This window comes from Veillonella parvula (assembly GCF_002005185.1).
GTDB lineage: Bacteria > Bacillota > Negativicutes > Veillonellales > Veillonellaceae > Veillonella > Veillonella parvula_M.
In genome coordinates this window covers 1,276,612-1,300,374 of sequence record NZ_CP019721.1, presented here as the reverse complement: position 1 = coordinate 1,300,374, position 23,763 = coordinate 1,276,612, and the positions used below count along the sequence as shown (strand labels likewise).

General features: G+C 38.3%; 22 protein-coding genes and 1 pseudogene. All 23 read right to left on the bottom strand.

The genetic code is table 11. From position 1 onward, the window contains the following. The 23 genes and pseudogenes from B1A77_RS05985 to B1A77_RS05875 all read right to left on the bottom strand — a co-directional run bounded on the left by B1A77_RS05985 (position 1) and on the right by B1A77_RS05875 (position 23,733). Entirely contained in the window at positions 1-1,350 is a 1,350-nt protein-coding gene (locus B1A77_RS05985) for a gluconeogenesis factor YvcK family protein (protein WP_004698495.1), read from the bottom strand. A 12-nt stretch (positions 1,351-1,362) separates the two neighbouring features. Next, positions 1,363-2,276, bottom strand: a pseudogene (rapZ, locus tag B1A77_RS05980) (RNase adapter RapZ). Positions 2,277-2,288: 12 nt separating this feature from the next. Next, on the bottom strand, positions 2,289-3,101 hold the full coding sequence (locus tag B1A77_RS05975) for a Cof-type HAD-IIB family hydrolase (protein ID WP_004698428.1): 813 nt from the start codon (positions 3,099-3,101) through the stop codon (positions 2,289-2,291). A 286-nt stretch (positions 3,102-3,387) separates the two neighbouring features. Next, a complete protein-coding gene (locus B1A77_RS05970) occupies positions 3,388-4,629 on the bottom strand; it encodes a putative porin (protein WP_004698453.1) in 1,242 nt (413 codons plus the stop codon). A gap of 609 nt (positions 4,630-5,238) precedes the next feature. After that, complete coding sequence (locus B1A77_RS05965) at positions 5,239-6,501, bottom strand: S-layer homology domain-containing protein (RefSeq protein ID WP_012864082.1); 1,263 nt, start codon at positions 6,499-6,501, stop codon at positions 5,239-5,241. 577 nt (positions 6,502-7,078) lie between these two features. Further along, entirely contained in the window at positions 7,079-7,663 is a 585-nt protein-coding gene (gene lepB, locus B1A77_RS05960) for a signal peptidase I (RefSeq protein ID WP_077708255.1), read from the bottom strand. 9 nt (positions 7,664-7,672) lie between these two features. Then, complete coding sequence (locus B1A77_RS05955; RefSeq protein WP_077708253.1) at positions 7,673-8,542, bottom strand: YitT family protein; 870 nt, start codon at positions 8,540-8,542, stop codon at positions 7,673-7,675. After that, complete coding sequence (locus tag B1A77_RS05950; RefSeq protein ID WP_077708251.1) at positions 8,532-9,059, bottom strand: RuvC family protein; 528 nt, start codon at positions 9,057-9,059, stop codon at positions 8,532-8,534. The genes B1A77_RS05955 and B1A77_RS05950 overlap by 11 nt, the downstream gene beginning before the upstream one ends. A 117-nt stretch (positions 9,060-9,176) precedes the next feature. Further along, on the bottom strand, positions 9,177-10,391 hold the full coding sequence (locus tag B1A77_RS05945) for a DUF3084 domain-containing protein (RefSeq protein WP_021147892.1): 1,215 nt from the start codon (positions 10,389-10,391) through the stop codon (positions 9,177-9,179). Positions 10,392-10,424: 33 nt separating this feature from the next. Beyond that, positions 10,425-11,516: an LptF/LptG family permease gene (locus B1A77_RS05940; protein WP_060919875.1), complete on the bottom strand. Its 1,092-nt coding sequence runs from the start codon at positions 11,514-11,516 to the stop codon at positions 10,425-10,427. A gap of 8 nt (positions 11,517-11,524) precedes the next feature. Next, positions 11,525-12,244, bottom strand: coding sequence for an LPS export ABC transporter ATP-binding protein (lptB, locus tag B1A77_RS05935; protein ID WP_008603437.1), 720 nt, complete (start codon positions 12,242-12,244; stop codon positions 11,525-11,527). A 9-nt stretch (positions 12,245-12,253) separates the two neighbouring features. Further along, positions 12,254-12,976, bottom strand: a complete 723-nt coding sequence (locus tag B1A77_RS05930) for an LptA/OstA family protein (protein WP_008603439.1) — start codon at positions 12,974-12,976, stop codon at positions 12,254-12,256. A 12-nt stretch (positions 12,977-12,988) separates the two neighbouring features. Next, positions 12,989-13,525, bottom strand: a complete 537-nt coding sequence (gene lptC / locus B1A77_RS05925; protein WP_004698432.1) for an LPS export ABC transporter periplasmic protein LptC — start codon at positions 13,523-13,525, stop codon at positions 12,989-12,991. Beyond that, positions 13,512-14,444 (bottom strand): lysophospholipid acyltransferase family protein, encoded by a 933-nt coding sequence (locus tag B1A77_RS05920; RefSeq protein ID WP_004698446.1) that lies wholly within the window; start codon positions 14,442-14,444, stop codon positions 13,512-13,514. Before B1A77_RS05920 ends, lptC begins: the two co-directional genes overlap by 14 nt. Positions 14,445-14,458: 14 nt before the next feature. Further along, positions 14,459-14,980 carry a KdsC family phosphatase gene (locus B1A77_RS05915; RefSeq protein ID WP_008603441.1) on the bottom strand — a complete coding sequence of 174 codons (522 nt, stop codon included), beginning with the start codon at positions 14,978-14,980 and terminating at the stop codon, positions 14,459-14,461. Then, entirely contained in the window at positions 14,980-15,951 is a 972-nt protein-coding gene (locus B1A77_RS05910) for a KpsF/GutQ family sugar-phosphate isomerase (RefSeq protein WP_004695498.1), read from the bottom strand. Before B1A77_RS05910 ends, B1A77_RS05915 begins: the two co-directional genes overlap by 1 nt. Before the next feature lie 11 nt (positions 15,952-15,962). Continuing rightward, positions 15,963-16,781 (bottom strand): 3-deoxy-8-phosphooctulonate synthase, encoded by an 819-nt coding sequence (gene kdsA / locus B1A77_RS05905; RefSeq protein ID WP_004695496.1) that lies wholly within the window; start codon positions 16,779-16,781, stop codon positions 15,963-15,965. Then, a complete protein-coding gene (gene kdsB / locus B1A77_RS05900; protein ID WP_004695494.1) occupies positions 16,782-17,513 on the bottom strand; it encodes a 3-deoxy-manno-octulosonate cytidylyltransferase in 732 nt (243 codons plus the stop codon). Between the two features lie 44 nt (positions 17,514-17,557). Beyond that, positions 17,558-18,670: a tetraacyldisaccharide 4'-kinase gene (gene lpxK / locus B1A77_RS05895; RefSeq protein ID WP_077708249.1), complete on the bottom strand. Its 1,113-nt coding sequence runs from the start codon at positions 18,668-18,670 to the stop codon at positions 17,558-17,560. A gap of 54 nt (positions 18,671-18,724) precedes the next feature. Further along, on the bottom strand, positions 18,725-20,029 hold the full coding sequence (locus B1A77_RS05890) for a 3-deoxy-D-manno-octulosonic acid transferase (protein WP_004695490.1): 1,305 nt from the start codon (positions 20,027-20,029) through the stop codon (positions 18,725-18,727). Between the two features lie 2 nt (positions 20,030-20,031). Next, the gene (locus B1A77_RS05885; RefSeq protein WP_004695487.1) at positions 20,032-21,762 is read right to left on the bottom strand and encodes an ABC transporter ATP-binding protein; all 1,731 of its coding nucleotides are present in this window, start codon (positions 21,760-21,762) and stop codon (positions 20,032-20,034) included. Further along, on the bottom strand, positions 21,755-22,897 hold the full coding sequence (lpxB, locus tag B1A77_RS05880) for a lipid-A-disaccharide synthase (protein ID WP_004695485.1): 1,143 nt from the start codon (positions 22,895-22,897) through the stop codon (positions 21,755-21,757). Before lpxB ends, B1A77_RS05885 begins: the two co-directional genes overlap by 8 nt. Continuing rightward, on the bottom strand, positions 22,897-23,733 hold the full coding sequence (locus B1A77_RS05875; RefSeq protein WP_004695483.1) for an LpxI family protein: 837 nt from the start codon (positions 23,731-23,733) through the stop codon (positions 22,897-22,899). The genes lpxB and B1A77_RS05875 overlap by 1 nt, the downstream gene beginning before the upstream one ends. Between the last annotated feature and the right edge of the window lie 30 nt (positions 23,734-23,763).

Genomic DNA, 23,763 nt, shown 5'->3' with positions numbered 1-23,763 from the left:
TTAATGATCATCTCGTTGAAGATAATACTCTAAGATATGCGGTTCAGTGTTAGATTGCATAGCATGAATGATATCCATAATAACTTTACCTAACCGTTCAGGATCGTGAACAGCTGGTTTTTGAGGGTTAATTAAGGTAGCTCGTATAGTGCGGATTCCTTTGTCTTGTAACTTCTTAGTATCTAATACCAATGGTTCAGATCCTACAGCACTATATTGTTCAACCATTTGAATTGGCAACGGCCCATCATTGGCAAGAACAGTATCTATAATTCCTTCTCCGCCATGAGCAATTAAAGCCTCTACATGATCATTTAATGTGTAGCCTGTGGTTTCACCCGGTTGTGTCATAACATTAGCAATATAGATTTTATTAGCCTTACTGGCACGTACATGAGAGGCCAACTTATCGGTTAGTAAATTTGGGATAATGCTTGTATATAAACTACCAGGACCTAAAATAATTACATCCGCTTCATCAATGGCACGTAATGCAGCCCCCTCTGGCTTAGGCAATGCTGGATCACTATAGATATGACGAATTCGTTTACCCGAGTGTGGTATATTACTTTCACCTTCTACAATAGTGCCATCTGTCATCTCTGCACGCAATTTAATGAACTCTGTAGAGGAAGGAATTACACGACCACGGACACGCAACAATTTACTAGCCGCTTCAAGAGCTTCTTCAATATCTCCATCATAAACTTGAGCAAGCGCAGTGATAAAGAGATTACCAAAACTGTGCCCAGAAAGCTCATTTTCACCATCGAAACGATAACGGAATAAGTTCTCCATTACTCCTTCTTGTTCAGCTAATGATACTAAACAGTTTCGCAAATCACCAGGAGCTATCATTTGAAAGTCTTCTCGCAAGCGACCAGAAGAACCTCCATCATCAGCGACAGTTACAATCGCAGATAGGTTTGATGTATGTGATTTTAAACCACGCAATAAATTTGATAAGCCCGTACCACCACCGATTACTACAATTTTTGGGCCCTTATCGAGTCGGATATTTTGAAAAATAATATCCGATACCTTGCTGTCAGGATTAGGTAGTACCGCACGAATAATCGTTTTAATAACTTTACTCGTACCGATGAGCATTAATACAGCACCAATCGATAATACTACAGTCCCTACAGCAATGAGTACATTATAATTGTAAAAGCCCGTCATATTATAGGAAAAGGCAAGTACAATATCTTCAAGAACCGCAAGCCATTGATAGTTAAAAATCAAAGAAATACCAATAATTAAAAGACCTACACCACAACTAAATAGGGCAAGCCAACGTTTTATATTTAGACCCGGAATTAGCCACCGGAACCATCCTTTTCGCAACATAATCCCCCCTACCTAGTTATCAAGTGTTATAATTTCATGAGGATTATAATCTTCTTCTACATTATTTTTCATCATATCTCTATGTTCAACAGTTACACGATATCCTTTTTCTAACAAGTGGGAGTATAGAGCCTCTGCCATAGCTACAGATCTATGCATACCACCTGTGCAACCTACTGCCACAATAAACTGAGATTTCCCTTCTTGTTCATAATTTGGTACAAGGAAGTCCATGGTATCAAAGTAACGTTTTTTAAATTCCTCGGTTACTTCAAAGGAATGGATATATTCATTCACTGCTTTCACACGACCTGTTTTATGACGAAACTCAGGAATATAAAATGGATTAGGTAGAAAACGAACATCCCATACCATATCTGCATCGAGAGGAATACCATACTTAAAACCAAAGCTCACTACAGTAATCGCCATACCATGAGCTTCATCAACTTGAGCAAAGCGCGTTTTTAAATACTCTTTCAAGCTAGCCGTCTTCATATTAGTGGTATCAATAATAAAATCTGCTTTATGGCGCACAGAGTTAAGAATTTGGCGTTCTTTTTTTAGCCCTGTTGTAATTAGCCCATTAGGAGCCAATGGATGACTCCGTCGACTTTCCTTATATCGACGAATCAAAGTCTCATCTGTAGCATCCATAAATACAATTTCAAAATCTACCTTCATATCTTTTAATGTATCTAAAGATGAAGAAAGAGCTTCAAAAAATTCGCCCCCCGAATATCTACAACAAGAGCAACGCGATTAGTCCGTTCTCCACCTTGTCGGCAAATTTCACTTAATTTAGGAATCAGCACAGGGGGAATATTATCAATACATAAATACCCCATATCTTCTAAAGCTTGCAATACTTGAGTTTTGCCGGCACCTGACATACCTGTAACTATTAACAAACGAAATGCTTCCATAGTTTTACTCCATTATAAAAGATTATCTTTAATCCAATGGGCTACTCCATCGTCATTATGATGGCCACAAATTGTATGAGCCACAGATTTTACATGATCTGTAGCGTTTTCAACAGCTACAGAGTAACCTGTTTTACGTAGCATAGAAATATCATTTTCTGCATTACCAAAAGAAACGATATGTTCTAAACTAATATGATTATCTAAAGCTAGTTGTGTCAAAGCACGCCCCTTTGACACATTAAGGGCAACGATTTCTAAAAAGTCTTTTTGGCTACGAACTAGATTAACCAAATCGCCCACTTCAGGAGTCAAAGTATCAATAATTTGATCAATCCCCTCTACTGTATCAATAGCGATTAGCTTATTTGGTTCAGACTCTAAAGTATATAACCCATCACCTAAAAACTCTGCTTTCGCTCCCGTTTGAACTTCATAGAGATCGGACTGCCATGTTTTATGATGACATAGCAAATGATCATCTATATAGGATTGTATATGCCAATCATATTGTTTTGCTAATTCATAAATACGCTGTACAGCCTCAACAGAAACGGTCTGCTCAAATAGTTTACACCCTGTTTCTAATTCTTGAATGAGTCCTCCAGAGAACAAAATCATGGGTACATTACCAAGCTTTAAAGCAGAACCAATAGGCTTTGCCGTTTGATACATCCGTCCCGTAGCAATGGTAACAACGATGCCCCTTTGCTGTAAACGATGTAACACATCTACTGTATAGTCAGATACAGTATTATCACTGCGTACCAAGGTTTCATCACAATCAATGGCAACCATTTTAATATGAGAAAAAGAAGGATTCATGTTTGCCTCCTTTATAAAAATTTTAAATACTCTTTATTATACCATTAATAGTGGCTATATAGATAGAAATTAGCGGTAAGAACTCTAATAATGATTAGAAAGTATAGTCATAAAACTTTCATTAAATGCAAAATCCTCTATTATCAATTAATTATTATTTCTTAATCAATTGTATAATATTAATAAAACACTATAATAAACACTTCATATAATTTTCATTTAACTTTATATTAAACACAAAAAAGAGACTCCCGAAGAAGTCTCTTTCATATAATTAACTATCAAATTAGAATTTGTAGTTAAGGTCTGCACGGTAAAAGTCACCTTTGTCAGTACCATCTTGAGTTTTCCAGTCGAAACCATAGTTAGCAGATAAACCAACGTTATTTTGCAATGCATAGTCAACGGAAGCCATCCAACCTTTAGCATCTGTAGTGTAGAATTGATTATAAGTAGTATCTACAATTGGTGCATTTTTCTTTTGGTTGAAGTATTGACCTTTTACGCCCCAAGTACCTGCTTTTTTGATGTCGTAGTTACCAAAGCCAAGACCTGCAGTCCAAGCTTGAGAGTCGTCTACATGGGAATCTTTCAACCATTCGCCACCAACCCAAACTTTGTCGAAGTTAGCATCAGCATTGAAGCCATAGATGTTTTTGTAACCATTATCAGTATCTTGATTTACACGGTCGTAGAAACCGCCTACCATAGTGTGTTTACCTACTTTACCAGTTAAACCAATATATGTGTTAGTTACATTTTGATCTTTTGTTAATTCGTTACCATTGGTATTATTGGCAACAATTCTACCATTATCACCGGATACCATGTAACCGTATGCAGCTTGTACATTAATTTTATCGTTGCCAACATTCAATTGAGCACCGTCGAATGTGCCGTCGAACATCAAGCCGCCACCGAAGGATTGACCGAAACGACCAGCTTTAGCGGATACGCGTTCGCCGAATTTATGGTTTACATAAGCGCGGTCAATTGTAGCATCTGCTTTATCTTCATTTTCAGAATTGCCTAATTCGAAGTTACCAGAAGTCAAACGAACTACAGCGTCTGTACGATCGTTTACTTTTGCGTTGAATTGTACACGTGCACGAGCGTCAAATTTGGATTTAGCATGTTCAGCATCTTTGTAACGAAGACGAGCATCACCAGTAACTTTTACATTACCAACGCGGTCTTCCAAGCGAGCTACACGAACGCCCAAGTTGTTCAATTCGTTGGAGAATTCATCAGCCAAACGGTTGATCATAGCTTGTTGTTCAGCGTTAGCGCGGTCTTGATTAGCCATAGCTTTAGCTACCATTTGAGCCATTTCGTAACGAGTGATGTTATTTTGGCCTTTGAAAGTACCATCTGGGTAACCATTGATAACACCAGCGTTAGCCAATTGAGAAACTGCTTGGTATGCCCAAGAATCTGGAGTTACGTCGGAGAATGGGTTAGCTGCGAATGCAGTAGTTACACCCAATACTGCTGTTGCTGCAAAGATTGCTGCGAATTGTTTTTTCATAGTTAAATTCCTTCTTTCTGAAAAAAATAGAAAATAAAATGTTACAAGTCATAACATTCACATTCTACTCAGTTCTTCAGATTAAGAATCTTTGGGAGTGTCCACGTTTCCTCGCCACATTCTACATCGAAGTTCTTCATTTCATGTGTTTGCTACTTCTCGTACGGTGATATTAGCACAACCACTTTTTCGTGTAAACCCTTTTTTCTCAATTGTGTTCTCATTATCTTGTTTTTATAACTTAAAATGCTTGCTAAGTTAGATTTTATCTAGTTTTATAGGATATAATTTTTTTCATAAAAAAATTTAATTTTATATCCTTTTCTATTAATTGAGAATTTTTATTATATTTTTCATTAAGTTAAACTTATTAATATATATATAATTAATAAGAAATTTATCTTTCTATACAGAAAGATTTTATAAATATATCCTACAATATAAGGGATATAATTCTTGATAACCACTAAATTATTCGATTACTTTTAATATTATGTATTTATAAAACATTTTACTATATATATATACTATTATATATAAAATAATTCATAATACTTTTATGCAACAAAAAAAGACTTCCGAAGAAGTCTTTTTTTGTTTGTGAGGGAATTAGAATTTGTAATTTAATTCTGCACGATAGAAATCGGAAAGATCATTACCGCTTTGGTCTTTAGAGTTGAAGCCATAACCTGCGGATAAACCTACGTTATCTTGTACTGCGTAGTCTACGCTAGCCATGTAACCTTTGTAACCATTAGATGTATTTGTTAAATCATATGCTTGATCCCAAGTGGAACTTACGATTGGTGCATTAGCTTTTTGGTTGAAGTATTGACCTTTCACATCCCATGTACCTTTTTTAGCGATGTCGTAGTTACCATAGCCAAGACCTGCTGTCCAAGCTTGAGAATTATCTACGTTGGAAGCTTTCAACCATTCACCGCCAGCCCACAATTTATTTTTACGGAAGTCCGCATTGAAACCGTAAACATCTTGTTTATCGGAATTAACTGTTACACCATTATGGTTCAAGTTGCCGCTAGATAATCTGGAGTAGAAACCACCAACGGAGGATTCTTTACCAACTTTACCTTTTAAGCCTACATAGGATACAGATGGGTTATCAGATTTGGAGTTGCCATCAGCAGCACCATCAATCATATAACCATACGCACCTTGTACTTGAACTTTATCATTACCTACGTTCAATTGTGCACCATCAAATGTATCATCGTACATCAAACCGCCACCAATTGTTTGTTGGAAACGACCAGCTTTAGCAGATACGTTGCTACCAAATTTGTGATCTACGTAAGCACGATCGATTGTTGCTTGAGAACCTTTAGTAGAGTCACCAAATTCGTAATTACCTTTTACACGAACAACTGCTTGTGTTTTATCATTTACATTAGCATTGAATTGTACACGTGCACGGCCGTCAGTTAAAGATTTACTATTAGCTTTGTAAACACCTTTGTCTTCAGAACCTTGATAACGGATACGAGCATCACCAGTTACCTTTACATTACCTACACGGTCTTCTAAGCGAGATACTCGAACGCCGAGGTTGTTCAACTCGTTAGAGAACTCATCTGCCAAGCGGTTAATCATAGCTTGTTGTTCAGCGTTAGCACGATCTTGGTTAGCCATAGCTTTAGCTACCATTTGAGCCATTTCATAACGAGTGATATTGTTTTGGCCTTTGAAAGTGCCATCTGGATAACCATTAACGATACCAGATTGTGCTAATTGAGATACTGCTTGGTATGCCCAACTATCTGGAGTTACATCGGAGAATGGATTTGCAGCAAATGCTGTTGTTACACCTAACACTGCTGTTGCTGCTAACATTGTTGCGAATTGTTTTTTCATAATGAATTCCTTCTTTCTTATAAATAAGAATTTATATTTGCAGAAGACGTTCACTACATAAGTAGTATCACTATGAAAGATGTATTAGGAGTGTCCATGTTTCCTCAACTAAATTATCTATCTTAGCTCCACTTCTTTGTAGCGTAGCCTTTCTGTTGATGTGAATATACCACCACCCCAAAACTTTGTAAAGCATTTTACACAACTAAATTTTATGAAATTTCTTTCATGAATAAAAATTATACCAAAAACATAGATTATTACTGCATTTTTAAAAATTTAATTTTACAAAATTTCATTTTACAGTCTAAAAAAATAGATAATTTTATTATCTACAGCCACAAATTTAATAATTATCACTTATTAAATTTATCTATACTTATAATTTATATTAATTCATTTGTTTGAATTGTTTATTTTCTATAAGATTACTAAGTGATATATTTAGATTCGACCTAGCCGTCTTGCTAAATTTTATTTAGTATACATTTCACAAGATACAACATAACTTAATCCTTCTTAACTTATAAAAAGCCTATCTACGATGAAATTTATCGTAGATAGGCTTTCACGATTATTAAATTGCGTAAGAAACAAATCCTAGAATATGATCAACAGGAACTGGGCCGATAAAACGACTATCACTAGAATGATTGCGATTATCCCCCATCACAAATACATGACCTTCAGGAACTGTTACAGGTGTAGACCGAGTATAATTCATTTTTGTATCTTTTGTATATGGTTCTTGTAATTTTTCTCCATTACGCCATACATAACCATCTTTAAACTCTAGTACGTCACCAGGTCTACCTATTACACGTTTTACCCATACATCATTTGTTTGAGCGGATTTATTAAAAACAGATGTATAGTTCATCAGTGGTTCTTTTACATCATCCACCCATGTACGAACACGATTAACACGACTATCAATAATAACGATTTGTCCATATTCGGGCATATCATTCATAATATGATGCCATTTGGTAACAATCAAATATTGTCCATTGTGTAATGTATCATCCATTGATTCCCCAGACACTCTAGTAGGTTGAATCAAGAAAATATGAATTACCATAGCAATGATTAATGCCAATGCAATAGCATAAATCCAATCTAATATTTCTTTTACTATTGTATTACCTAACTTATTACTCATAGTTTCCTCTTAATGACCACCTTTCGTAAATCTCCCACCAAAGACATCATGTACGTCTTGGATCGTAATAAATGCTGTAGGATCTACTTTATAAACGGTATCCTTTAATCTTGTAATTTCTAGCCGCGTTACTACAGAATATAATACATGTTTCGGTTGTTTTAAATACCCACCTTCTCCGTACATAATAGTAACACCACGATTAAGATTAGCATTTAATGCATCAGCAATAATCTTCGAATTATCTGCATCGGTAATAATCATAACCCCTTTAGATTCTTCAAGTCCAGTGATGGTCACATCAATCATCTTATAAGCAATAAAATAAGCAATTAAGGAATACATGGCACTATTCCAACTATATACAAAGCCCGCTGCTCCAAGAATAACTAAATTCATGGCCATTACAATTTCGCCTACAGAAAAGGTGGACCGTTTATCAAAGATAATAGCTACAATTTCAGATCCATCTAATGAGCCACCATTACGAATAATTAGCCCTACCCCAATACCTAAGATTATACCACCAAAGATTGCCCCTAAAAATGGGTCAGTTGTAATAGGTGTAAAGCGGTGTGCAATGTTAGAAAATATTGCCATCCATATAATAGAGAACAAAGTAGACAAGGTAAATCCTTTACCAATTACTTTATAGCCTAAATATAAAAAAGGTAAGTTGAAAAGTACTACGAAAATGCTAAAAGAAATACCTGATAGTTCCGCAGCCATCAAAGAGATACCAACTATACCACCGTCGATGATGCTATTTGGTACTAAAAATAAATCTAAGCCCATCGTATATATCAGGGCGCCTAGAATCATCATTACACAACGCATAATAAGGTTTGACCAGTTACGCGTTGAAGTTTCACTTGTCATGAGCTTCTCCTTTTCCGTATAACTGTTCCATAGCATGTAATCGCTTTTCTTCTAACTCGTTTGCGTCCACAGTATCTTCTTTAGCAGCTAGTTCATTTTGAGCTAATTGCTTCGTATAACGCAAACCAATAACGAGAGCAGTCAAATCATCTACAGGTTCTGGTGGAAATTGCATAGATGTAGGAATAATCTTTCGCCACCCTGTAGGAGGATTATATTGCCAATATAATTTACGAGCCTCCTCCGTACTGTGAGATTCGTCTATTAAACTAGTTGTAATTTTGTGATTGCGTCCAATTTGTTGAAGAGAAGGATACAAATGCTTATGATTCGTGCCATTGCCACAAACAATATGAACGATACCATAATATTCAGTTAAAACACGTTCAATATCATCATTGAAGGTCTTTGAGGAAATAATTTTACGGCATATCATCTCACCGAAAGGTGAGAGTATAGCTACGCCAGTTTTCTCATTTCCTGGATCCACTGCTAAAATATATGTATTTTCAGTCATTTGATTATCCCCTTTGTAAGTACAGTAGTTATATTTTAACATAAAAAGAAGGTCTTATGTTGAAAATTACATAAGACCTTCTTTTATAATGTATGAAAACAGCATACCTTCATCATATTAATTAGTTTGCATTTTTGCCTTATCATTGAAATCTGGCATTTGAGTAATACGCAACTTGAGGTGAACAGGACCAGATGAATATGTGTCGCCATCACTATAAGCTTCCACATGAACCTTACCACGCATAGTGCTTATTCTCTTAATTGCTGTAAACAAATCATCACCAGGTATCGTTCCAATATCACCTGATAAGGAATCAGGAATAATCCCCTTTGCCTTAGCACGCTCGTTTACTTGTTTCAAGAATTGAAGCATAGACGATTGAGCATTAGTACCCCCATCAATTACTGTAGAGTGAATTACCTCTCCATTTTTATAGATAAATTGTTGTGGATATACTTGAATAACTGCAACTGCAGGTTCACCTGAAATAATATTTCCGGCTGCCACAACTTGAACCACCATAGGAGTCTTGGAATTGATTAGCTTTTGAGTAGCTACCTCAACATTTTGTCGATCTACATACACAACGGATTGACCATTATCTTCTATACCTAAGCGACGTAAAACAAGTTTATTTGTATCATCGATAATATGTTTAATAGCATTATTACTATCTTCTTCACTTAAACCAGGTCGTACAACAGCTTGTGCTAATAGCTGATCTACTTGGAAGAGAATGGTTCCTTCCCGTAAATGAATGATGCCATTCTGCAATTGTTCTTGTGTATTTTGTAGATTCTTAATATGCGCTTCCATCTTAGCACGTGTTGCTTCAAGCTCAGCTACCTTTTGAGACACCTCTGCATAAGAGGCTTGTAAAGATGCCAATTCGGCTTCTGTTGCGTCTTTAGCAGCTTGTGCACTCGCCAATTCAGCTTTTGTAGCCTCTACTTCACGGCGAATTTGTTCGATCTCAGCCATCCGTTCTTCAAGCTCTTGTTTATTTTGTTCTAACAAAGCCTGCCCACGAATCAGTTCTTGCGTCTTTGCAGCAACCTCATTATTCAGCTGCTTCATATCAGCTCGCAACTGATCCATACCGAACAATGCGGTTCGCACACTTTGAGACGTAAAGGTTAATACCCCAACTGTAGCTGCTGCAACCAAAAGGCCTGTCACAATAGTAACTATAATAGATGTGTGCTTAGGTCGTAATCCAAAGAGGGACATACGACGTTTACCAATTTTAGTGCCTAGCTTATCCCCCATGTAAGCAATGAGACCACCCATAAGAGCGATAATTATTAAGATTTTGACACCTACTAACATCATGTCCCTCCTTTCTCCTAAGAATACAATCTGTTATTTCGATACGCGCCAATTCAAATACAACCCTGCAATAATACCTAATGTATCCGGTATTAATGCAGCTAATACGGTTGGCAATGCTCCACCTTTCCCTAAGGCACCAGCAAAGGTCATCACCCCATAATAAATAAAGATGATAAGAATACTAATACCAAAGCCGATAGATGAACTAGAACGTTGTTTTTGAAGGCCTAAAGGTGCACCTACAAGAGCAAATACAAAACTTGCCAACGGAATTGTAAAACGTTGGTACATTTCCATTTCAAGTTTATTAGCATTAGTATAAGCAGCCTTATAAGCTCTGATTTGATGACGTAACTCCTTAATCGTTAATTCCTCAGGTTTACGTTGATCTTGTTGAATATCTTTTGGGGCAGACTTAATCGGCAAGGATTGCTCCTTAAATTTCATGGTACGTTCAACACCATTACCAGCTGATAAATCATAGATGATACCATTCTGCATCACCCAATATTGACCATTCCAGATAGCTGTATCAGCATTTTCAACCTGTTGTAACTTGCCGCCCTCCCCAAATTGTTGAACCGTAATCATGGACAACTGTTTGGTTTCAGCATCATAGCTCTTAGCATACATCAATGTGCCTAGCTCATCACCATTCATCGTTTTTAACACAATATGATTTTGTGTTTGAGGTGATGCATTTTTCATAATTTGTTCGCGCACAATCGTTTGATACATATGATTTGTACGAGGTACAACAAATTCATTAAATGCTACTGCCCCAATGGAAATAATGAGGGCAATAATATATACAGGCATGGCCAAGCGTAAAAAGCTTAGACCACCAGCACGCATAACAACGATTTCACTAGTGCTACTCAAACGACTAAAGGTCATAAGAGAAGCCAATAAAACCGACATCGGGAATGTCAAGATAACAATACTTGGTAAAGCCAAGACAAATGCTTGCATAACAAGCAACAATGGTGCTCCATATTCAGTAATATATTGAGCAATCCTAAACAATGTGCCTGTACCAATAAAAATACTAGTAAAAGCAAAAACACCAAATAGGAATGGGCCTACAAAAGCTTTTAAAATATATTTATCTAATAATCGCATAGCCCCTCCTATAATTTAAAGTTATCCCCTAAATAATGTTCACGAGCGATTGGATCATTCGCAATTTCATCAGGGGTACCCTCTAGGAGGATTTTACCATTACTCAAAATATAAGCCTTATCTACAATCCCCAATGTTTCGCGAACATTATGGTCTGTAATCAAGATACCAATACCGCGGTTCTTAACGTGTAAGATAATTTGCTGAATATCAGCAACCGCAATTGGATCGACACCTGCAAAAGGTTCATCAAGAAGGATGAAATTAGGTTCTAAGGCGAGGCAACGCGCAATTTCTACACGGCGTCGTTCACCACCAGATAATTGCATCCCCATACGGTCACGGACATGTCCAATATGAAATTCTTCAATCAATGATTCCACGATAGCTTCAATCTCATCAGGCTTTTTTGCCGTAGTCTGTAGCATGGCACGAATATTGTCCTCTACAGACATGGAACGAAAGATTGATGCCTCTTGCGGTAAGTATCCAATACCTTCAGCCGCCCGCTTATACATAGGAATATTTGTTATATCCTTGCCATCAACGGTAATGATACCAGAACTTGGTCTTTCAATGCCTACAATCATATAAAATGACGTAGTTTTACCGGCCCCATTAGGCCCTAATAGACCTACAACTTGGCCTTTATCAACGCGTAGACTTACACCATCTACCACATTGCGTCCGCTAAAGGTTTTAACTAAGTTTTTGGTTTCTATATACATATATTATCCTTATTTATTCGGAACAATGACGAGTGTACTACGTCCACCTAATGTTTCAGCAGAATCATCAGCTAAACGAATTTTCAGTTCCGGTGCATTCAGTACATTACCATTTTGAACGGCATGCGCAGAACCAGATAAGAGTACCACTCCATCATTTTGGTTTGGCGTTTGTGTATATGTAGCTCGGTCAGCAGAACCAGACACGTTTCGTTCGGGATTAGAGAAAGTAACATTACCTTGCGCTACAGCACGAACTTCCTTCATCCATCCTTCTACCTTATCACCGGTTAAGGTTGTCCCTTCAGCAATCAAACGGGCATTGCCTGTAACAAGACCGTATTCAGAGTCAGTATTATACTCAACACTGTCACCAAAGATTTGGCGATCAGCACGTTGTAAATGAACGCTACCATTAGCAGTGAATTTATTATTATTGTAACTGTGAACCGCTTGAGCAGACATGGCCATATCAGAACCAATCATAGATACACCACCATCAAGATTTGCTTCTTGAGTTTTTGTATTGTACCAACCCTTGGCACCAGTCATAGTTTTATCCGCTTGGGTAATAACAACATTACCTGTTGCATCTGCACGACCTGAATTGCCATCATAAGACAATGTATCAGCGCTGATAGTCAACGGATCATTTGCAGCCCAAACTGTAACAGATGCAGTCATGAGTACAGCTAATATAGCCATACCAATCTGTTTTTTCTTATTCATCATATTTCCTCTCAATTACTTCTTTGTTAATTTCGCATGTCCAATGGCTTTAATAATTTTTAAAGACATATTGCCCTCAAGCTTGTCCCCTGTGAGGGTTACATCCTTACTGTTATAAGTGAAAGCCGTTTTAGATGTCAATGTTTTCGTTTTGTTATCAAAATGAAGGGCCTCAGTTTTAAATTCTGCACCTTCCGTATTAGTAGCAGTAACGCCTTGATCAATATCAAGAGAATTTCGATCGCCCGTCAGGACAGCATGAGGCGCTGTAATCGTAGTAGTCACATCATCTTGATAGAACAGACCTTTCAAATTGGTCAGAACGATAGCTTTTGTACGCGGGTCATATTCAATCTTCTCAGCCGATAATGCCCATACTAGCTTGCCATCTTTTTCCTCTTGCAAGTCCGCACCTTGGAAATTAACGAGTTGTCCACTTTGATTTTGAGTGGAATTAGCCTCATTAGAGTCTTTCATAATAAATACAATAAGACCGATTAGAGCTAATACTATAGCGACCACAATGGCAATTAACTTTTTATTGTTTTTCATGCGCTCTCTCCCGTATAGCTATCTTCTTATCGTAATCAATAATTTGATCCATCTTAGTCATCCAACGGTGTTGGAACCAAAGCCACTCATCTGGATGTTCACGAATAAATTCTTCCGTAACACGTACACAGGCTTCAGTTAGACGATACATATCAACATCTTCATCGCCAGTTTCCTCATAATGTAATGCTGGCAAGATATGAACGATATGTCCTCCTTCAGGCTTACGAGATGCAAAAATAGGTACTACAGGAGAGCCAAATTTCTTTGCAAATGTTGCTGGTCCCATAACAGCTGATGAATCTTGTCCCAAAAACGGAACTGGTAAACCATTTATATATCCATCTTGGTCAGCTAAGAATCCAAGTAGTTTTTTCTTTTTTAAAGCCTTAGCAGCAGAAACGATTTCGTTGCCACCACTAGCAAATACGTCAAGCCCCACCATCTCACGATATTCATTCATAAGGCGTGTGAATTGAGCATTAGGTTGTTTCTTAACAATTGTAGTGGAAGGATATCCATGAGCTGCCATAGCAGCCCCCATCCATTCCCAGTTGCCTACATGGCCAGTAAGAACGATAACTCCCTTATCTTCAGCAATGGCCTTTTCTAAATGTTCAACACCACGCATCTCTATGTGTTTATTGATAAAGGATTTCGTCAGGTTTGGCATGTATAATACTTCCATAACACTTCGACCAAGATTCTTGAACAACTTATTAATTAATTGTTCCGCCTCTTGATCGTTCATATTCATACCAATTTTAATATTATTTATGCCTCTAAGCTTTTGCTTCTTCGCTATTAGCCCATATACAGGACCTAAACAAGCGCCTATGAGCAAAATGAGCTTGTATGGTAGTCGACAAACAAGCCAACTAATGCCTTTAACTAAATGGTATTGCCATTCGTTATTCATTCTGCCCACCTCCTTTATTGTCCATGAGCATGGGCCTCTTGCGCATAATCTGCAACAACAGAATCCCATAAACCTTGATTCTTCAAGATATATTCTACAGCCTCTCTAACAGCACCATGTCCACCATTGACGGTAGAAATAAATTTAGCTATTGATTTAACCTCTAATACCGCATTATTTGGTGCCATCGGCAAACCTACGAGTTGAAGAGCTCCTAAATCATTAAGATCATCCCCCATGTAAGCAATCGAGTCTAAGTCGATTTGATGTTTTTTACAAAGAGTTCTTAATGCTTCAGTTTTATTAGCATGCCCCATAAGAAGTTCATCAAAATGCAACTCCTTCGCACGGCGCTCTACCATCGGAGATACACGAGCCGTAATAATTGCTAGCTTTATCCCTGATTTACGAGCCGCAGTCAAGCCTAAACCATCTTTTACAGAAAAGGCTTTGAGCTCTTCTCCAGTCGATGTATAAATTAGAGTGCCATCTGATAAAACTCCATCAACATCGAGAACAATCCATTGAATATTCATTATACAATGCCTCTACGCAATAAATCGGTAATGTGAACAATGCCAAGACATACATTATTAGTATCAACCACAGGTAATACGGTGATAGGGCGAGGTTGATTTTTCTCCATCAAATGAAGCGCTTCTGCGGCCAATTTATCCTTTGTAATCGTACGCGGCATAGACGTCATCATATCCTCTACGGGCCATTCTAAAAAATTGCTGCCAGAATCAAGTCCACGTCGAACATCACCATCAGTCACTAGACCTAACAAATGTCCTTCTTCATCAATAACATTTGTAGCACCTAACCCTTTTTCTGTCATTACAAAAAGTGCATCACGAACGGTAGCCCCTTTAAATACTGTTGGATTATCCTCGCCACCATGCATGATATTTTCTACAGTCAACAATAATTTGCGACCTAAGGAACCACCTGGATGGAATACAGCAAAGTTTTCTGGAGTAAAATGATGGCGTTCCAATAAACATACTGCTAACGCATCACCTAGTGCTAGGGCAACAGTAGTACTTGTAGTAGGTGCTAAACCTAATGGGCAAGCTTCTCGTTCTACCTCTGCCAACAATACAATATCAGAATTTTTTGCTAATGTAGACTCTGGTTTCCCTACAACACAGATTAATTTAGCCCCTATGCGGCGCAGAGACGGCAAAATACTAATAATTTCTCCTGTTTCACCACTATTAGAAAAGGCTAACACTACATCATCTTCAGTAATCATACCAAGATCACCATGCACGCCTTCACCAGGATGCATAAAAAGTGCCGGTGTCCCTGTACTAGCCAAGGTAGCCGCAATTTTACGACCAATATGACCAGATTTTCCCATTCCTGTACATACTACACGGCCCTTACAAGCCAAAATCATATTTACAGCATTTACAAAATTGTGATCCAAACGAGAACTTAATTCTTCAATAGCACGAGCTTCCTCATGAAGCACCTGTGCCGCTTGTTCTAAAATAGTCACAAATACCGCCCCTAACCTTTTACGATTTTATCAATAGCTACTAAATCACGAAGCACATCTTCGAATTGATCTAAATACAACATATTAGGACCATCAGATAATGCTTCCTCAGGATTATCGTGCACTTCAAAGAATAGCCCATCTACACCACTAGCCACAGCCGCACGCGCCAAATTTGGTACAAATTCACGGTTACCACTAGATTTAGTCCCTGCACCACCTGGTAATTGAACGCTATGAGTAGCATCAAAGATTACTGGATAGTCGAAAGAACGCATAATTGGGAACGATCTCATGTCAACTACGAGATTATTATAACCAAAGCTAAAACCACGTTCGGTAAGCATAAGATTTTCATTACCTGTTTCTTTCATTTTATTAAGAACATTTTCCATGTCCTTAGGAGCCATGAATTGACCTTTTTTAACATTTACGCATTTACCAGTTTTAGCAGCGCCGTAAACAAGATCAGTTTGACGGCATAAAAAAGCTGGAATTTGTAGAATATCTAATACTTCAGCTGCAGGTTCAATTTGCTCGATAGAGTGAATGTCACTGACAACAGGTACATTGAGTTCCTTCTTAATAGAAGCAAGCATTTTTAACCCTTCCTCAAGACCTGGTCCACGGAAGGAGTTAAAGCTAGAGCGATTAGCTTTATCAAAGGAAGCTTTAAAGATATAAGGAACACCTAAACGTTCGCATATCTCTTTTGCTCGTTTACCGATAGCTAATGTGCGGTCATAGTCCTCAATAACACATGGACCTGCAAGGACAAATAAACCCTTGCCGCCACCCACAGTAATATCTTTAATTTGAACTGTTTTCATTTATTTCTCCTCTTGCTCGTAAATTGCATTAACACGAGCTAAGTCTTCAGGTGTATCAACACCGATAAATCGTTTATTTGTTAGAATAACACGAATTGTATAACCGTTTTCTAGAGCACGTAATTGTTCTAGAGATTCTGTTTGCTCCGCCGGAGTTGGCTCCATCTTAGCGTAGTTTAATAAGAACTCTCTACGATATGCATAGATGCCAATATGTTTTAGTGGCGGACGCACAAAGTCATGACGAGGATATGGGATTAAAGATCTAGAAAAATACATCGCATCATTACGATTATTTAAAATGACCTTTACCGCTGATGGCTCCTCGTACTCTTCCTCTAATAAAGGAGTAGCTACTGTGGCCATCTGCAAGTTTGGATCTTCCTCAAATAGACGTGCCAAGTCATCAATAAGATTTGGATCAATCATCGGTTCATCACCTTGGACATTGATAACAACATCTAAGTCTGTATAATGACTAGCAACCTCTGCTAATCGATCCGTTCCTGTAGGGTGATTAGGATCTGTCATCATAACAGTTCCCCCAAACTGTTGTACTGCAGAATATACGCGGTTATCATCAGTGGCTACAATTGTACATACTGTCTTTGTAGCTTGTGATACCCTTGCATAAACCCGTTCAATCATAGGTTTACCTGCAATATCAGCTAATGGTTTGCCTGGTAATCTTGTAGAACCATAACGCGCAGGAATAACACATCCAAACTTCACGATAAAACCCCATTTCTGTTATTCGTGTATCTTATTATTATACACTAAATCTCTAAATTTTCTATGAATTCTTGTTTTCCAGAAACAAATTCAATCCCTATAGATAGCACCAGAATCGGTATTTTTAAGTCTTCAATTGCATGCAACTGACTTAACTTAACTGCATCCTTTTCTGTAATACAAATAGCATCAGCTTGATGAGCAAATGCTTGTTTCCAAATCTCAACTACATCATCATTTGAAAAGTCATGATGATCTCCAAATGGCAAGGTATGAACAACGTTATACCCTACATCAGTTAACGTTTGTGTAAAGGATTGAGGGTTTCCGATTCCACTTACAGCCATAATGCGTTGTTCCTTGTAAGCATCTACAGAAGCCCCAACAAAACCATTAGCCCACTCATCTAAGGTGTACATAAATTGCGGTTTATGTGTTGTTTCATAGACAGGTATATTGGGAATCATCTGAGTTAATCGCTTTCGAATGCCGGATACAATACCTGGTGCTACTTGATCAACCTTAGTAAGAACGATAATATCCGCGCGCTGTAAACCACTAAGGGGTTCACGTAATAGTCCCCGTGGTAACACATGTTCATAGCCAAACGGATTGGATGCATCAATTAGTACAATATCAATATCTCTTGCTAGTGCACGATGTTGAAATCCATCATCCATAATAAGACAATCGGCACCTAGCTCATTAATAGCGATTTCTGCAGATTTGGAACGTTCACGTCCAATAATTACATTGGATTTTTGTAAAACCTTAGCCAGTAACCAAGCCTCATCACCACTGATAGATGGCTCTACAAGCATTGTTCCGTCTTTAGAAATAATAATATTTTTGTTATTATCTTCTGCACGGTACCCACGACTAAGAACAGTAGGATGAAGGCCTTTCTGAGTAAGCACATCACAAATAAATCGCACCATCGGTGTTTTTCCAGTACCACCAGCCGTAATGTTGCCAACGCTGATTACAGGCACTATAACTTTCGTAACGCCTTTACCCTCATCAAATCGAGCATTGCGTATTGATACAGCTTTCTCATAACCTTTACTCAAAAGGCCTAAACTGGAGCGAGCTATATCACCTAATACGGATTGATCTTCACCACTAACGATGGATTTGAATAATGCTTCCCCACTCATAGGTGACGCCTCCTATTATGTAATACAGTAAACTAATCTACAAATTTAGTCTTACTACGGAATAATTTGATGTTTCTCAAATAGCAAACGCAACTCTTGTGTATTACGTCGCGTAGCACCACGATTTTCTTTAATGATATCCAGGCAGTTTTGCCCCATCTTTTTAGCCAAGTCTCTATCATTACATAACCGCAAGACCATAGCGGTTAACTCTTTTCCATTCTTCACTTGCTCACAAGCATTTCGAGAGTTTAATAAGGCGAAAATTTCTTTAAAGTTAAACATATGAGGCCCAACCAAAATTGGCTTACCATGTGCAGCTGGTTCCAAAATATTATGGCCTCCAGTTTTAACAAGGGAACCACCAACAAAGATAATATCGCCTAAGCTATACAGTCGTCCAAGTTCACCAATGGTATCTAAAACAACAACGGGAATGCCTTCGTGAACAGGCTCCTTCATATCGCTACGACAAATAGCACTCAATTCATAACGCTTTGCAATATTTTGCACATCATGACCGCGATAAATCTCACGAGGTGCAATCAATAAACGAGCTTGTGGATACGCTTTCAATACTTGCTTGAAAGTTTCAAAAATAGCCTCTTCTTCACCTTTGTGAGTACTACCTGCAATAATGATAGGATGATTATTCCCAAAGCCAAATTCATCGAGAAGAGCTTGTTTTTCTTCATATGATACGGTGGCATATGTTTGATCGTATTTCATATTACCTGTTACGGTAATATCAGGTGTATGAGCACCTAAACTTTCAATATACGCCGCATCAAATTTGGACTGCATGCAGAAACGCTCAATAGAACGTAACATTTCACGCGTAAAAGCACTGATATACTTATAACGTTTCATACTGCGATCTGAAATGCGTCCATTAACCATCATAACTGGAATATTTTCCGATTCGGCGATACGCAAGAAATTTGGCCAGATTTCAGTTTCTACAAGTAAAATAGTAATCGGCTTAATAATATGTAAAATTTTACGAGTTAAATATGGTAAATCAAGGGGAAAGAAAATAATTCCTTCGGCTTCAGGAATGATACGATGAGCCATAGCATGACCAGTAGCAGTAACTACAGACACGACCACAACAGCTTCAGGAAACTCCTTTTTGACTTCTTTTACCAATGGACTGGTAGCCACAATTTCCCCTACAGAAGCGGCGTGAATCCAAATAGCACGACGCCCTTCAATTTTCTTTAATAGTGAAGCTGGCATATAGCCTGCACTCTGTTTGATACGCTCATAAAATCCATCTTCAAAGGCAAGTCGGTATAAAATAACCGGAATCAAGCCAATCCAATAGAATATGAGCAATACGTTATATATCCAGTACATGGTTATCCTTTATTGGAGAATTGAACGGAATAAAGATGGTTGTACAATCCGCCGTCAATAGCTAATAGCTCTTGGTGAGTCCCCTGCTCTACCAAGCGGCCTTGATTGAGTACAACAATTTGATGAGCATTTTGAACAGTGCTCAATCGATGGGCAATAACAAATGCCGTACGCCCTTTCATAAGGCGATCTAACGCCTCTTGTACAAGTTTTTCACTCTCCGTATCTAAAGCAGATGTAGCTTCATCTAGAATTAAAATACGAGGGTCTTTTAAAATAGCGCGTGCGATGGCAACGCGTTGACGTTGTCCACCAGATAATGAACTGCCTCGTTCGCCTACAATTGTATCGAGACCATCAGGCATCTTCTCAACGAACTCAAGTACGTTAGCCGCTTTAGCCGCTTCATACACATCTTCATCAGTAGCATCTAAACGGCCATACAAGATATTCTCTTTAATTGTAGCATTGAATAATACGGTTTCCTGTGGTACAAGACCAATTTGTTCACGCAAAGATTTAAAAGTAACATCTTTTATATCATAACCATCAATTGTAATAGAACCACCAGTTACATCATAGAAACGAGGTAGTAAGTTAGCGAGAGTTGTCTTGCCTGCACCAGATGGTCCAACAAGGGCTACACTTTCGCCAGCCTTAACTGACAAGGTAAAATTTTCTAAGGCAGTCTTTTCTCCATCATAGGAGAAAGAAACATCATTAAACTCCACATTGCCGGTAATAGCAGGCAATGTAATAGCATCAGGTTTCTCCACAACATCTGTTTTAGTATCTAAAATTTCAAATACACGATCGGCAGCAGCCAACGCCTTTTGAATATTACCATATACTTGACTCAAACGTTTTACGGGATTTGACAAGTTAATAGCATAAATCAAGAACGCAATTAAAGAACCTGCAGTAATAGCACCTGTTACTACGGAGTAACCACCGTACCAAAGGATGACCGCTACAGCGATTGCCGCAGAAAACTCAACCATTGGGCTTAACAAGCTAGTCAATTTAGTAGCTTTGATAACTGCTTTAAAATTGCGATCATTTTCGTCTTCAAAGCGCTTACGCTCAAAATCTTCACGAGCAAAGGATTTTACAACGCGAACTGCACTAATTACCTCTTGTAAAAGTGCCGTAATATCAGCTACACGCCCTTGGACATCATGCCCTGCCACGCGAAGCTTCTTACCAAAAACATTGATAATCACTAAAACTACGGGAACCGTAATAAAAGTAACTAACGTCAATTTCCAGTCAATGAGAAGCATGGACACCAAGGAACCGATAAGTGTTACAGATTCAGTGATAAAAGAAATCAAATTATCTACCACGGCCGTTTGCAATGCAGCTACGTCATTTGTAAGATTACTCATGATAACGCCCGTCTTACGACGATCGAAATAGGATAAGCTTAATTTTTGTAGATGATTAAAAATAGCCTCACGTACATCGATAATCACGCGCTGTCCGATGTAGGACATGTTATAAGTTTGACCATAGGTAGCAAAGCCACGAATTAGGAAAATGAGTATAATAGCACCTACAATAAGGTTCAACATAAACATATTCTTTTCATCTAATACTTGGTCTACTACATTCTTAATTAGCCAAGGTACTACCAAATAGGCAGCAGCAGCGACAATCATGCAGAATACTGCAAAAAGCATTCGCTTATAATAAGGCTTTACAAAGTATAAGAGCCTAGAATAACTATTCATTACATTTCTCCTTACCGAGATTATATACAAGATGTGCTACCCGTTTTACTGCACCCGGCTCACCTAATTTATGACGTACTTCGCGCAATTCACTGCGCATAGCTTCATTTTTGTCTACATCGCTGAGCAATGGTTCTACCAAAGACACAATTGCGTCTGGAGTGACAGCATCTTGTAATAATTCGGGAATGACTTCTTTACCCGCTACAATATTAGGCAAGCCCACATGTGTTACATTCACAACCATCTTACCAATACCATACGTAATTGGAGATACACGATACAATAATACCGTTGGCAATTCCATCATCGCCGTTTCTAATGTAGCCGTTCCTGATGCAGCAAGGCACACATCACAAATCTGCATCAAGTCATATGTATGGTCTTCCGTAATCGTAACAGGAACCTTATGAGCATCGATAAACGCTTCTAGCTCACTTCGATCAATTGTATGTGCTCGCGGCAAGAAGAATTGAATATCTTCATGCTTCGCCATCAATTGCTCACCACTTTTTAACATCGTATCAAGTAAGGATAAAACCTCTTGTTTACGACTGCCTGGCATGAGCAATACCTTTTTAGCCTCTTTGCGAGCCCCGAAGTATGCTTCGGCCGCATCCTTAGTCATCGTAGGATGTACGATGTCGAGTAAAGGATGCCCTACAAAATCTACATTACATTTATACTTGCGATATGCTTCAGCTTCAAATGGAAAGATAGATGCTACCTTAGTTACATACTTACGGATTGTATTACCTCGACTACTATGCCATGCCCAAATCGTTGGAGCAATATAATACAAAACAGGAATCTCCAGTTCATGAGCCACCGCAGCTAATTTCATATTAAAACCTGGGTAATCTACACAAACGAGAATATCCGGTTTCTCCTTCATCATGACGCGTTTCAAATACGTGCGCAACTTAAAGAATTTTGGCAATGATTTCACAATCTCTACAATACCAATGACACCAAGATTCTTAATATCATACACGATACGAACACCAGCACGCTCCATCAAGGTGCCACCCATACCAAACATTTCTACAGAAGGATCTATTTCTCTCAATGCATTGGCTACACTTGCCGCATGAGTATCGCCGGAAGCTTCACCGGCGGAAAACATGACTTTCATTATGCATCCTTTCTGGAATTTACAAATTCTTGGTCAACAGCACAGATAACAATACCATGACGATCTGCCATATCAAGCACGTCTTGTTGTTGTACGAAAATAGTCTTTTCCGCTTCTACAGCTAGTACCTTACAACCACTATCAATCATAGACATGAGCGTTTTTATGCCTACTGCCGGCACATCAAAGCGTACATCTTGATTTGGTTTTTCGGTTTTAACGACAACCGCATCCCCACGGCCGAGCTCGCCACCTCGTAAAATACACTTATCAGTACCTTCAATAGCTTCAATAGCCATGGCCGCCTTATGCTTAACAACAACAGTTTGACCTATATCAAGGGCACCCATTTGTTTAGCTAGTTCAAAACCAAAACAAATATCAGCCCATTGCTCATCTGTAGGTTGTGCTTTTGAAAGCACTCCAACCTTTGGCATAAATGGTTTTAAGTATACGGTTTGATCTAATACTTTAAAGCCTTCTCGCTCTATTTCATCAACGATGGCAAGCATAATCGTATCATCTTTACGATTTTTAAGACGCTTTAAAACACCTAATGTTTTTAAATCAGGAAACGTAAGACCTTTAAAAAGAATCTCTTTAGTAACTTTCCCAAGCATGGTTAACTCTTCAACCTCTTCTTTTTTCAAGGTTTTGAAGATTTTACCTAGTTTAGCAACACCAATATCGTAGAAAGCATCAGCCTCAGCCTTTAGAGCCGGGTCTATATCAGGTACTACACCGATAACAACCACCTCGTGGCCCAATACATGAGCGGCACGCATGAATTCTACAGGCAAAACACCTATGCCCGCAATTAATCCTACCTTTGCCAAGACTATACCTCCTAGATGGCCTCACGGCCT